6 protein-coding genes are annotated in these 13,766 nt (G+C 73.7%); all 6 read left to right on the top strand.

The annotated features are described in order from the left end of the window. The first annotated feature begins 453 nt into the window (after positions 1 to 453). The 6 genes from OOK38_RS17510 to OOK38_RS17485 all read left to right on the top strand — a co-directional run bounded on the left by OOK38_RS17510 (position 454) and on the right by OOK38_RS17485 (position 13,765). Complete coding sequence (locus tag OOK38_RS17510; protein WP_266759375.1) at positions 454 to 4,338, top strand: FHA domain-containing protein; 3,885 nt, start codon at positions 454 to 456, stop codon at positions 4,336 to 4,338. 1,014 nt (positions 4,339 to 5,352) lie between these two features. Then, positions 5,353 to 6,765, top strand: a complete 1,413-nt coding sequence (locus tag OOK38_RS17505) for an ABC transporter substrate-binding protein (RefSeq protein WP_266759377.1) — start codon at positions 5,353 to 5,355, stop codon at positions 6,763 to 6,765. A 7-nt stretch (positions 6,766 to 6,772) separates the two neighbouring features. Continuing rightward, a complete protein-coding gene (locus OOK38_RS17500) occupies positions 6,773 to 8,113 on the top strand; it encodes a carbohydrate ABC transporter permease (RefSeq protein ID WP_266759379.1) in 1,341 nt (446 codons plus the stop codon). After that, positions 8,110 to 9,021 (top strand): carbohydrate ABC transporter permease, encoded by a 912-nt coding sequence (locus OOK38_RS17495; protein WP_266759381.1) that lies wholly within the window; start codon positions 8,110 to 8,112, stop codon positions 9,019 to 9,021. The genes OOK38_RS17500 and OOK38_RS17495 overlap by 4 nt, the downstream gene beginning before the upstream one ends. A 151-nt stretch (positions 9,022 to 9,172) precedes the next feature. After that, complete coding sequence (locus OOK38_RS17490; protein WP_266848574.1) at positions 9,173 to 11,482, top strand: bifunctional glycosyltransferase family 2 protein/CDP-glycerol:glycerophosphate glycerophosphotransferase; 2,310 nt, start codon at positions 9,173 to 9,175, stop codon at positions 11,480 to 11,482. A 123-nt stretch (positions 11,483 to 11,605) separates the two neighbouring features. Continuing rightward, the gene (locus OOK38_RS17485) at positions 11,606 to 13,765 is read left to right on the top strand and encodes a bifunctional glycosyltransferase family 2 protein/CDP-glycerol:glycerophosphate glycerophosphotransferase (protein WP_266759384.1); all 2,160 of its coding nucleotides are present in this window, start codon (positions 11,606 to 11,608) and stop codon (positions 13,763 to 13,765) included. The last annotated feature ends 1 nt before the right edge of the window (position 13,766 follow it).

Raw genomic sequence — 13,766 nt, 5'->3', positions numbered from 1 at the left:
CGTGGTACAGGTGTTCCGACCCACTGTAGTGCCGCTGCAGGCGGCACCGGGCTGTCGTCCTCGTGTGCTTCCCCATAGGTCCCATGCAGGCCTGTGGTCCGCATAAGCGCTTACGTACGCGTTCCCGTACATGTTCGACAGGAAGACGCCCGAAAGACGCTCGCTCATGTTCGACGGAAAGACGCTCAGTCCGGTCACTTGGTTGCCGCGGGGCGGGCGTGACCGATCTCAAGCGGACAGCGGGCGGGCACTGGTCAGGCACTTTTACGGGCAGAGCCGACCAATCAAGATCACTTACGGGTGGGGGGCGGGCGTGTTGTCGGTGGCAGGTGCGAGGATGCCTCCAGTACTGGCCGACGTGCCCGTGTGCGGTGGGGGAAATCTGCGGTGGGGGACCGCAGCGCAGCCTCGTCCTCGTCGCGGACACCTGCGCGGAAGGGACCCCGGACGGCGATGCAGATCCGGCTGACCGTCGTAGACCCGCTGGGCCCGCCATCGGAGCCGCGGGGGCGAGCCACGGCCTGCGATGTGCTGGTCACCGCGCCCGCCGGGACGGCGCTGGCCGCGGTCGCGTCGGGGCTGGCCGCGGCGGTCGGGGGGAGCGGGGGCACCTCCCAGGGCGAGCGGGGCCGTGAGCCCGGCGGAGGCCAGATCGTGCTCTACGCGGGCGCGGAGCGGCTCGACGCCCAGCGCTGCACCCTCGGCGAGCCGCCCCTGACCGACGGCGCCGTGCTGTGCCTCGGCGCACCCGCCGAGCCGGGTCCCGACCTGGACGATGTCTCCACCCAGCTGCACGTGGTCGCGGGCCCCGACGCCGGCGGCGTCCACCTGCTGCACGGCGGTCAGATCCACATCGGCCGCTCCGCGGACGCCGACGTGCCCCTGGACGACCCCGACGTGTCCCGCCTGCACTGCGCGGTCACCGTCACTCCCGAGGGCCGCGTCTCGGTCGCCGACATCGGCTCCACGAACGGCACGACACTCGACGGCTCCCGCGTGGGCAGCCGGCCGGTCCGCCTCACCGAGGGCGCGCTGCTGCGCGTCGGCGAGTCCGCCCTGCGCCTCGCGCCGCCCGGAGGACCGGGCGCCGTACGGACGGCACCGGACGGCGAAGGCCATGTACGGGTGCAGGCCGGGGCGGCCGAGGACGGCGCGTTCCGACTCGCCGGGTCCGGCGACCGGGCGGGCACCGCCGACCGGCCGGACGCCACCCCCGCGCAGGGTGCCGGCTCCCCTTCGAACGGCTCGCGGGGCGGATCCGCCACCGGTCCGAGCACGCAGGCCTCCTTCTCCTCGCAGGCCTCCTCACCGGGCACGCCCCACCCGCACGGCGCCGTGCCCCACGCGCGCGGGGAGAGCGCCTCCCTCGCGCAGCGGGGCGCCCTCCCTCCCTCGGGCGAGACGCATCACGCCTACGGGACCGCGGAGTGGGGTGCCTCCGGTGGCGGCGTCCCCGGAGCGCTGGAACACGGACGGACGGTGCCCCCGGCCGTGCCGGAGCAGGGCGGGGCACCCCGGATCGAGAGCAGGCCGCGCGGCGGGGCGGCGGCGGACAACGGCTCAGCCCCCGGTGCGTCCCCGCGCGGGGACGCACCGGGGGGCCCGGGCGGACCCACGGGAGCTCCCGACGGGCGGGCCGGGACGGAAGCCGCGGAGACCTTCGGCACCGGGGCCGCCGACGCGTCCGGCTTCGACGGACCGGGCATCCCGGGTGCGCGCAAAGGCACGCCGACACGGGGCACGGACATCCCGGCGGGGGTGCGCAGGCGGGGCGGTATCGGCGCCTGGGCCCGGCGGCTGACCGGCGGCCGCGGAGAACCGGCGGGGACCGCGCGGGAGGCGTACGACGACGGAACCGTCGCGGTGGAGGAATCCCTTCCCGCCGTGCGGCGGTCGCCCGAGAGCTGGCCCGACCCGGCGACCCTGCTGCTCACCGCGCTGGGACCGGGTCCCCGGCTGTGGGAGCGGGGCCCCGGACACCCCGAGGCACTGACGGTGCGTCTGGGCACGGCCGACCGGGCCGCACCGGACGGCTCGGGCCTGCTCCCGGCGGTGCCGGTGACCGCGGGGCTGCGGGAGGTCGGCTCACTGGGCCTGGCCGGACCGCGCGCGCGTCTCGCGGGGCTGGCCCGCGCGGTCGTCGCCCAGCTCGCCGCGCTGCACTCCCCCGACACCCTGGAAATCGTCCTCATCAGCACGGACCGCGCCCGCACGGTGGAGGAACGCAGCTCCGAGTGGTCCTGGCTCGGCTGGCTCCCCCATCTGCGCCCCGCCCACGGGCAGGACTGCCGTCTCCTCCTCGCGTACGACCGCGAACAGGCGGCGGCGCGCACCGACGAACTCCTGCGCCGCCTCGAGGACCACCTCGCCGAGACGGAAGGCGCACCGGGCGGCCGGGGCGCACGGTCCGCAGGCACCGGAGCGACTGTTCCGGCCGCCCGGTCCGGGACGCACGACGGCGAGCGCGCCGGCGACGACGGTCCGCGGGGCGCGGCGCGGCGGCCCTCCTGGGCAAGGGCCGAGGAAACGGACGACGGCTACGACGGTCCGTACACAGTGGTCGTCGTGGACGGGGACCCCGGAGGCGCCGACGTACGGGAGGCCGTGGTGCGCCTCGCGCACGAGGGCTCGCGGGCCGGAATCCATCTGGTGTGTCTCGCCGAGACCGCGGCGGCGTCGCCCGCGTCTCCGGTGACGGACACCTACGAAGCCGCCTGCCAGGCATCGCCGGCGTTCCGTGAGTGCGGGGCGGTGGCGCTGCTCAGCGGGGACGTGGCCACGGCGCTGCGGTTGATGCGGGTCGCCCCGGGCGGGACCGGCGAGCCCGCCCCGGAGGCGGCGCCGCACGCCGGGTCCCCCGGTGGCGACCGCACCGGAGCGGGTCCGGCCGGGCATACGCGCTCCGGGCCGTCGCACTCCGGTCCCCGGCACGAGGGATCCACCCACACGGGCATTCCTCGCCCCGGAGCCGGAGACGGAACCGGTCACGCCGCCGCGCCGCGCGCGGGCCGCGCCTCCGGTGCCGCCGGACAGCTGCCGCGCGGCCCCGTGGGGCATGGCACCGTCGCCGCCGTGGACGCCGTGTCGGTCGCCTGGGCCGAGCGGTTCGCCCGCGCCCTCGCGCCGCTGCGGACGGACGGAGCGCACGGGGACCGCCACGCGCGCGTGTCCGCACCGCTGCCTCACCTGGCGCGCCTGCTCGACGAGTTGGGGCTGGCGCGGGCCACCCCCGCCTCCCTGATGGCGCGTTGGGCGGATGCCGCGGACGACACCGAGGCGCTCGGCGGACGGGCCCGGGCCGTCCTCGGCGCGGGCCCGCGCGGGCCTGTCGCCGTCGACCTGCCCGTCGAGGGACCACACCTGCTGATCGAGGGCCCGCCGGGCAGCGGCCGTACCGAACTGCTGCGCTCGGTGGCCGCGTCCCTCGCCGCCGCCGAACGGCCCGACCGGCTCGGGATCGTCCTGCTGGACGGACGCGACGGCACGGGAGGCCATGGCGCGGGGAACGGCGGGGAAGGGCTCCAGGTCTGCACGGACCTGCCGCATGTCACCACGCACCTGACGGCCAACGACCCCGTGCGGATGCGGGAGTTCGCCCAGTCCCTGAGCGCCGAGCTGAAGCGGCGGTCCGAACTGCTGGGCCGGCTCGGCTTCGCGGAGTGGCACGCCGGTCGGGCGGCGTCCGGCCGGATCGTGTCGCAGCGATCGGCCGGCACCTCGTCGAGCGGAACCTCGTCCCTGGGGGCCTCGGACCTCGACTCACCGCCCAGTTCGACCATGCGGCTGCGGCCGGCCGCGGCACGGCAGCGGATCGAGCCGGGGCCGCCGCTGGCCCGGCTGGTCGTGGTCGTCGACGACCTGGACGCCTTGCTGTCACCGTCGTTGGGGTCCCCGGGGCGTCCCGCGGCCGGTTCGGTCGTACGGGCGCTGGAGGCCGTCGCCCGGGAAGGGGACCGGCTCGGGGTGCACCTCGTGGCGTCGTCCGGGACCGGTGGCCGTACGGCGGGATCGGAACTGGCGCGTTCCGCCGCGTTGCGCGTCACGCTCGAGACACCGTCGCCCGGACCGGAGGAACCCGCTCCCGGGCGGGGCCGGCTGCTCCGCCCGGACGGCCGGGAGACTCCCTTCCAGGGCGGCCGGGTCACGGGGCGCATCCCCCGTACGGCCACGCTCCGCCCCACGGTCGTCCCGCTGGAGTGGCAGCGCATGGGCGACCCGCCGGCCCGCCGCCCGGTCCGCGAGCTGGGCAACGGACCCACGGACCTGGCCCTGCTCGCCAGCGCCCTGGAGCGTGCCGCTCGTTCCGTCTCCGCGACCGAGGTGCCGTCCCTGCTCTAGCCCGCGCGGCGCGAGACTCGTTCGGGCCCCGGGCGTCACCGCGCCGGGGCCGAAACAGGCGCGGCCCCGGCGCCGTGCGCGGCCCGGTGCGGTGGGCGACCCCGGCACCGTGCGCAGCCCCCGTGCGGTGGGCGACCCAGGCGCCGTGCACGGCCCCCGTGCGGTGGGCGGCCCCTGCGCCGTGGGCAGCCCGGTGCGGTGGGCGACCCAGGCGCCGTGCGCGACCCCGGCGCCGTGCGCGGCCCAGTGCGGTGGGCGCCCCAGGCACCGTGCGCAGCCCCGGCGCCGTACGCAGCCCCGATGCGGTGGGCGACCCAGGCGCGGTGCGCGGCCCCGGCGCGGTGGGCGACCCCGGCACCGTTCGCAGCCCCGGTGCGACGGGCGGCCCCCGCGCCGTGCGCGACCCAGGCGTCGTGCGCGACCCCCGTGCGGTGGGCGACCCAGGCGTCGTGCGCGGCCCCCGTGCGGTGGGCGACCCAGGCGCCGTGCCCAGCCCCCGTGCGGTGGGCGACCCAGGCGTCGTGCGCGGCCCCGGTGCGATGGGCGGCCCCTGCGCCGTGGGCAGCCCGGTGCGGTGGGCGACCCAGGCGCCGTGGGCAGCCCCGGCGCCGTACGCAGCCCCGATGCGGTGGGCGACCCAGGCGCCGTGCGCAGCCCCGGCGCCGTACGCAGCCCCGATGCGGTGGGCGACCCAGGCGCCGTGCGCAGCCCCGGTGCGGTGGGCGGCCCCTGCGCGGCCGCTCGGGGGCACCCGGCCCGGCGCGGGTCGGTGCTGCCGCCGCCGCGGCCCGACGCGCCGCGAAGCCGGGTCGGCCGCCGCCGGCAGGCGGCCCGGCCGCCCTTCGGATCACCCCGTCGGCGCCCTTCACCCTCGGTGACCCCACGTCACGACCCAATCACGATCGCTCACTTGACAGTACCGGCGGTCTTGCCGCCCCCGAGTGACCGGGCGTAGACCAGAGCGCACGGGACAACCGCTCGGACGTTCGACGAAGAACGAAGAACGGGGCAGTGATGCGCAGCAATCCTCGTATACGCAGGTCGCCCAATCACTCCACGCACCGCTCGCGCAGGGCCGCGCAGGCCGCCGCGGCCGCCGTCGTCGCAGGCGCTCTCACGCTCACCGCGTGCGGCGGCGACGGTGACAAGGACAAGGGAAACGACAACGGCAAGGGCACGGAGAGCAGCGGCACCGGCGCGGGCTCCGTCACCCTCCCCAAGCTCGACGGCGCCACTCTGGAAGTCGCCGCCGTGTGGACAGGCGCCGAACAGGCCAACTTCAAGAAGGTGCTGGCGGAGTTCGAGAAGCGCACGGGCGCGAAGGTCACCTTCGTACCGGCGCAGGACCCCATCATCAACTTCCTCGGTTCGAAGATCGCGGGCGGTGCGCCGCCGGACGTCGCGCTGCTCCCGCAGGTCGGCGCGATCAAGCAGGCCGTCGACAAGAAGTGGGCCAAGCCCGTCGGCGCGGACGCGCAGGCGCAGCTGACGAAGAACTACGCGCAGGGCTGGCAGGACCTCGGCAAGGTCGACGGCAAGCAGTACGCCGTCTACTTCAAGGCCGCCAACAAGTCGCTGGTCTGGTACAACACCAAGGTCTTCGAGAACGCGGGGGCCAAGGAACCCAAGACCTGGAAGGAGTTCCTGACCGCCGCGCAGACGATCTACGACTCCGGTGTCACGCCCGTCTCGGTCGGCGGCGCGGACGGCTGGACGCTCACCGACTGGTTCGAGAACATCTATCTGTCCCAGGCGGGACCGGAGAAGTACGACCAGCTCGCCCAGCACAAGATCAAGTGGACGGATCCGTCCGTGAAGGACGCGCTGACCACGCTCGCCCAGGTGTGGGGCAACAAGAACTACATCGCGGGCGGCCCGGACGGCGCGCTCCAGACGGAGTTCCCGGCGTCCGTGACGCAGACGTTCACCGGCGGCGACCAGCCCAAGGCGGGCATGGTCTTCGAGGGCGACTTCGTGGGCGTGAACATCGCGGAGACCAAGGCGAAGATCGGCACGGACGCGAAGGTGTTCCCGTTCCCGGCCGTGGGTGACAAGGCGCCCGTCGTGAGCGGCGGCGACGCGGCCGTCCTGCTCAAGGAGTCCGAGGCGGGCCAGGCGCTGCTGACCTTCCTCGCCTCGCCCGACGCGGCGACGATCTGGGCGAAGCTCGGCGGCTATCTCTCACCGAACAAGAGCGTGTCCGACTCCGCCTATCCGAACGCCGTTCAGCAGTCCATGGCCAAGGCGCTGATCGCGGCCGGAGACGACTTCCGCTTCGACATGTCCGACCAGGCCCCCCAGGCCTTCGGCGGAACGCCCGGCAAGGGCGAGTGGAAGGACCTCCAGGACTTCCTGAAGAACCCGAAGAACGTGGCGGGGACGCAGGCGAAGCTCGAATCGGACGCCGCAGCCGCCTACAAGGGCTGATCCGGCGATGACGTCGGCAACGGCCGGAGGCACCGCACCGGTGCCTCCGGCCCGTACGCGCAAGAGCGTGACCGGAACCCGCAAGGCCGTGGTGGCGCTCTTCCTGCTGCCCGCCCTGGTGCTGCTCGGCGCGCTCGTGGTCTACCCGATCGGGTATTCGGTCGTCCGCAGCCTCTACGACCAGTCGGGCGACGGGTTCGCCGGACTCGACAACTACAAGGAGCTGTTCACCGACGACGGCATCCGCACCGCCCTGAAGAACAACGTCATCTGGGTGGTGTTCGCCCCGACGGTCGCGACCGCGCTGGGGCTGGTCTTCGCGGTGCTCACCGAACGGGTGCGCTGGGGAACGGCGTTCAAGCTGGTCGTCTTCATGCCGATGGCGATCTCGATGCTCGCGGCGGGCATCATCTTCCGGCTGGTGTACGACCAGGACCCGGACAAGGGCGTCGCGAACGCGGTGTGGGTGGGCGTGCACGACACCTTCGCCTCCTCGTCGGCGTTCCCGAAGGCCCACCTGGGCCGGCAGTCGCCGCTGCAGGCCGAGAAGGGCGGCTTCATCACCCGGGGGGCCGTGCACACGGGGCAGTCCGTCGCCGTCCCGCTCGTCGGCGTCGCCCCGGACCAGATGCCGGACAGCGCCGGGAGGGCCGTTCAGGCCGGGTCCGAGCCCGGCAAGGTCACCGGTACGGCCTGGCAGGACTTCACCCGCGGCAAGGGCGTGGGGAGACTCGGGCAGGTCGACCCGAGCGAGCTGGGCTACTCCGGGATGCGGATCGAGGCGGTCAGGGACGGCAAGGTCGTCGACTCGGCGAAGGTCGGCGACGACGGCACGTTCACGCTCTCGGACAAGGCGGACGGGGCCCGGCTGCGGCTCCCGGCGAGCAACTTCAAGGAGCCGTACAACGGCCTCGACTGGCTCGGCCCGTCCCTGGTCACCCCCGCGATCATCGGCTCGTACATCTGGATGTGGGCCGGCTTCGCGATGGTGCTGATCGCGGCGGGTCTGGCCGGTGTGCCGCGCGAACTCCTCGAGGCGGCCCGGGTCGACGGGGCCAACGAGTGGCAGGTGTTCCGCAGGGTCACGGTGCCGCTGCTCGCGCCGGTCCTCGCGGTGGTCGCCGTGACGCTGATGATCAATGTGCTGAAGGTCTTCGACCTGGTCTTCATCATCGCGCCGGGCTCCTCCCAGGACGACGCCGACGTGCTGGCCCTGGAGCTGTACCGCAAGGGCTTCTCGGAGGGCCGGCCGGGCGTCGCGAGCGCCATCGCGGTGTTCCTGCTCCTGCTCGTGATCCCGGTGATGCTCTTCAATGTGCGCAGGCTCAGGCGGGAGGTGCGGCGATGACCACGCAGGCCGGACGTCTGACGGAGACGGCACCCGCCACGGCGGTGGACCGGGCCGGGCCCTCGCTCGGTTCACGGCTCGCGAGCGTTGTCAGCGGCGGCGTCGTCCGCGTCTTCCTGCTGCTCGTCGGCCTGTTCTGGCTGGTGCCGACGATCGGTCTGCTGCTGTCCTCGCTGCGCAGGCCGGAGGACATGAGCGCGAGCGGCTGGTGGAAGGTCCTCAGTGAGCCCTCGCAGCTCACGGTGGACAGCTACCAGAAGCTCCTGGAGAACGGCGACATCACCGACTCGCTGGTCAACACGGTGCTGATCACCGTGCCGGCGACCCTCCTGGTCGTGGTCATCGGCTCGCTCGCGGGCTACGCCTTCGCCTGGATGGAGTTCCCGGGCCGGGACTGGTGGTTCCTCGGTGTGGTGGGGCTGCTGGTCGTGCCGGTGCAGGTGGCGCTGATCCCGATCGCCGAACTCTTCGGGAAGATCGGCGTCTTCGGGTCGATCACCGGCGTGGTCCTCTTCCACGTCGGATACGGCCTGCCCTTCGCGGTGTTCCTGCTCCGGAACTTCTTCGCGGAGATCCCGCGGGAGCTCCTGGAGGCGGCCCGGCTGGACGGCGCGGGTGAACTGCGCCTGTTCGTAAGGGTCGTGATGCCGCTCGGCGGTCCCGCGATCGCCTCGCTGGGCATCTTCCAGTTCCTGTGGGTCTGGAACGACATGCTGGTCGCGCTGGTCTTCTCCGGCTCGGGGAGCCAGCCCATCACGGTCGCGCTCCAGACGCAGGTACGCCAGTTCGGCAACAACATCGACGTGCTGGCGCCGGGTGCCTTCATCTCGATGGTGATCCCGCTGGCCGTGTTCTTCGCGTTCCAGCGGCAGTTCGTGTCCGGGGTGATGGCGGGCGCGGTCAAATAAGCGGGTTCCAGAAGCGTTTGAGGGGCCGTCCGGACACCGGGCGGCCCCTCGGCGTTCACCGGGCATCCCCCGTATGCCACATCTGGCGTAACCAAGTCACCCCTTCGGCCGTTCCCGGGCAGGTATGCCCGTGCCGACCCATGGATGTCCCTTGCCCAGGTTCAGTGTCATCGTCCCCGCGTACAAGGTTCAGGCGTACCTGCACGAGTGCCTCGAATCCGTGCTCGGACAGTCGTACCCGGACCTCGAGCTCATCGCGGTCGACGACTGTTCGCCCGACGCCTGCGGCGCGATCATCGACGAGTTCGCGGCCCGCGACGCGCGCGTGCTCCCCGTGCACCTTCCGGAGAACGTGGGACTCGGCCGCGCCCGCAACGCCGGCCTCGAACGCGCCACCGGGGACTACCTGATCTTCCTGGACAGCGACGACAGCCTCACCCCGGACGCACTGCACGCGATCGCCGACCGGCTGAAGGAGACCGACGAGCCGGACGTCCTGGTCTACGACTACGCGCGCACCTACTGGTCGGGCGAGGTCGTACGGAACCAGGTCTCGGCGCAGCTGACCGAGGAGGGCCCCGCGCCGTTCCGGCTCGAGGAGCGGCCCGGACTGCTCCGGCTGCTGATGGTGGTGTGGAACAAGGCGTACCGCCGGGAGTTCGTCGAGCGCGCGGGCCTGGCCTTCCCGCCCGGGTACTACGAGGACACGCCCTGGACCTATCCGGCGCTGATGTCCGCCGAGACGATCGCCACCCTCGACCGGGTCTGCGTGCACTACCGCCAGCGGCGGCACGGCAGCATCCTCGGCACCAGCAGCCGGAAGCACTTCGACGTCTTCGCGCAGTACGACCGTGTCTTCGCGCATGTCGACGCGCACCCGGAGCTGGACCGGTGGCGCCCGGTGCTGTTCCGGCGCATGGTCGACCACCTCTCCACGGTGTTCGTGAAACGAGGGCGGCTGCCGCGCGGCGCGCGTGCCGAGTTCCTGCGCAAGGCCCGTGCGCACTACCGCCGTTACCGTGTCCCGGGCGGCGTGCCGGCCGGCGGCGGTGCCCGGCTGCGGCACGCGCTGGTCAGGTTCGGTGCGCATCGCACGTACCGCCTGCTCTCCTTCCTGTCGCGGACGCGGAAGCGAGCCCTGCGGCTGTCCACCGGGCTGCTGCGCGGGGCGCGCGGGGCGGTGCTCCAGTTCCACTACCGCGTGCAGCTCCGTCTCCCGCTGCGCGCCGACCGGGCCGTCTTCTCCAGCTACTGGGGCCGGGGCCACGGCTGCAATCCGGGGGCTCTGGAGTCGGCGTTCCGCACGTTCGCGCCGCATGTCCGCACGGCGTGGATCGCGCACCTCGAACACCACCACACCGTCCCGGCCGCGACGCGCCGGGTGCGGCCCGGCACGGCCGGGTACTGGACGGCGCTCGCCCGTTCCAAGTACCTGGTGAACAACGTCAACTTCGACCGGCGGCTGGTCAAGCGGCCCGGCCAGATCATGATCCAGACGCAGCACGGGACGCCGCTCAAGCGCATGGGCCTCGACCTCCAGGACCGCCCGGCCGCCGCGCGCGGCACCGACTTCGCCGAGCTGCTGCGCGGCACCGACAAGTGGGACTACTGCCTGTCCGCCAACCGCCACTCCACGCTGGTCTGGGAGCGCGCCTTCCCCTCCTCGTACACGACGCTGGAGTACGGGATGCCGCGCAACGACGTGTTCCTGAAGGCGATTTCGGCCGACGTGGCCCGGCTGCGCGAGACGCTCGGCATCCCGGCGGGCGCGATCGCCGTGCTGTACGCGCCGACCTACCGGGACTACCGGAGCAGCCGGCACGGCACCCTGGACCTGGACCGCGTGCTGCGCCGACTGGGCCCGCGCTTCGTGGTGCTGACCCGCGCCCACCCCACGTTCGGGGCCCCGCTCCCGGACACCGCGGGCGGCCGGGTCATCGACGTGTCCGGCCATCCGAGCATCGAGTCGCTGTGCCTCGCCTCGGACGCGCTGGTCACCGACTACTCGTCCCTGATGTTCGACTACGCGGGCCTGGACCGGCCGATCGTCGTCCACGCGGACGACTGGGAGGCGTACGAGGCGGCCCGCGGCACCTACTTCGACCTGCGCGCCTTCCCGCCGGGCGCGGTGGCGCGCAGCGAGGACGAGCTGATCGACATCTTCGCCACCGGTCACTGGCGGGGCTCGCGCTCGTCGCAGCTGCGGGCCGCGTTCCGTGAGCGGTTCTGTCCGTACGACGACGGGCGCGCCGCCGAGCGCGTCGTACGGCGGGTGGTGCTCGGCGAGACGGCCGGTCTGCCGCCGTTCGTCCCGTTCGCCGAGCGCCACCCGGTCCCGTCAGCTGCGGCGGCCCTCCCCCGCGCCGCCGGCTCCGCCCCGCCGCAGGGGGCGCCGGCCGCCGCGCCGCGCACGACCGTTCCGGCTCCGGGTGGTGCCGTTCCCCTGACCGAGACCCTCTGAACCGGAGTCCGCGTGCCCTCCAGCCCGTCGCGGCCCACGCCCACCCGGCCCACCACCTGGCGGCCGACCGGGCGCCCCGGGCGATGAACCGCCCGTCCGGCGCCTCTTGAGAGAAAGAGCAGAATGTCCCGCTTCAGCGTCATCGTGCCCACCTTCGGAGTCGCCGGGCACCTGGCCCGCGCGCTGGACTCGGTCCTGACCCAGTCCTTCGGCGACGTCGAGCTGATCCCGGTCTGCGACGCGCCGGACTCCCCGGCCGCGGCGGTCGCCGCCGCGTACGCCGCGCGGGACCCCCGGGTGGCCCCGGTCCATTCGCCGCCCTCGGGCGGGCTGAGCGGGGCGCGCAACACCGGGATCGCGGCGGCGACCGGCGACTATCTGCTCTTCCTCGACGGCGACGACGACCTGGTGCCGGGCGCGCTGGGCGCCCTGGACGCGGGGCTCCCGGCTGGCGTGGACGTCCTCTACTTCGGGCATCAGCGGGTGCACTGGTGGGAGGGCGAGCCGAGCACGCCTCCGCTCGACAAGGCCCCGGAGGTCCTCGGCGCGCACGTTCCGGCGTGGAGCGCCGCCTACCGCCGCGGCTTCCTCACCGAGCACGGGCTCACCTTCCCCGAGGGGCATTTCACGGACGCGGGCTGGGGCGGTCTGGTGACGGTGGCGGCCGAGCGGTCGGCCCTGCTGCGCACGGTCTGCGTACGGCACCACCTGCGCCGCCAGGGCAGCCGGCTCAACGCGCCGGGCGGGCACCACTTCGAACTCCTCGACCAGGTCGAGCGGGTCCTCACCCGGGTGTCGGAACGGACCGTGCCCGCGGCCCGGTCGAAGGCGCTGTTCGGCCAGCTCTTCTCCCTGGTCCTGAAGACGGCGGCCCACCCCGCCCGGGTGCCCGCGCGTCGCCGCCGGGCCTTCTTCCGCCGGGCGGGCACGCTCTACCGACGCCACCGCCCGGCCGGGTTCCGGGTGCCGGCGGGCAGTCTCGGGGTGCAGCACCGGCTGCTCGCGGTCGGCGCCTACGGCGCGTTCCGTGCGCTGCGCGGCGCGAACCGGGCCGCCTCGGGGGTGGTCCGGCGGGTGCCGCGCCCGAGGATGCTGCGCACCCGCGCGCTCTACGCGGCCCAGCTGCGCCGCCCCCTCGACGAGAACCTCGCGGTGTACTGCGCGTACTGGGGCCGCGGCTACGCCTGCAACCCGGCCGCGATCCACGCCAAGGCCCGCGAACTCGCCCCGCACATCCGCTCGGTGTTCCTGGTCGAGCCGGAGGCGGTGGCGGCGCTGCCGAAGGACGTCGAGCACGCGGTGATCGGCAGCCGGCGTGCCTGGGAGGTACTGGCCCGCGCCAAGTACCTCGTCAACAACGCCAACTTCGCGGACGGGGTGGTCAAACGCCCCGGCAGCGTGCACGTCCAGACCCAGCACGGGACGCCGCTGAAGAAGATGGGCGTCGACCAGTCGACGTATCCGGTGGTGGCCGCCGCGTCCGGCAGCTTCACCAAGCTGCTGTCCCGGGTGGACCGCTGGGACTACAACCTCTCCTCCAACCGGCACTCCACCCAGATGTGGGAGCGGGCCTTCCCCGGCACCTACGAGGCCCTGGAGTACGGCTATCCGCGCAACGACGCCTTCTGCACGGCGACCGCCGAGGACGTGGCCCGGGTCCGCGAGCGGCTCGGGGTCCCCGAGGGCAAGACGGCGCTGCTGTACGCGCCCACGCATCGCGACTACAGCACCGGCTTCGAGGCACGGCTCGACCTGGAGGCCTTCTGCGAGGAGATCGGCGAGGAGTTCGTCGTCCTGCTGCGCGCCCACTACTTCTACGACGAGGGCCGCGGGCGGAGCGGCGGCCGGATCATCGACGTGACCGGGCACCGGTCCTCCGAGGACGTGTGCCTGGCCGCCGACGCGCTGATCACGGACTACTCGTCGATCATGTTCGACTACGCCAACCTCGACCGCCCGATCGTCGTGTACGCGGACGACTGGGAGGTCTACCGGGAGACGCGGGGCGTCTACTTCGACGTGATGCAGGAGCCGCCGGGCCGGGTGGCGCGCACCCCGGGCGAGCTGGCCGGCCTCTTCACGGACGGTTCGTACGCCGCCGCGGCCGCGGCGGACCTGCGGGCCCGGTTCCGTGAGCGTTTCTGCCAGTTCGACGACGGCAGGGCCGCCGAGCGGGTCGTCCGCAGGGTGCTGCTGGGCGAACCCCCCGAGGCGATCCCGCCCGTCCTGCCGCTCGCCGAACGTGTCCCGGCTCCCGCCGCGTCCACCCTCGTAAGGAGCTGAC

The sequence above is a fragment of the Streptomyces sp. NBC_00568 genome (genome assembly GCF_026341855.1).
Taxonomy (GTDB): Bacteria; Actinomycetota; Actinomycetes; order Streptomycetales; family Streptomycetaceae; genus Streptomyces.
Note: the sequence above shows the minus strand (reverse complement) of the source record. Positions and strands in the feature narration are given on the sequence as shown.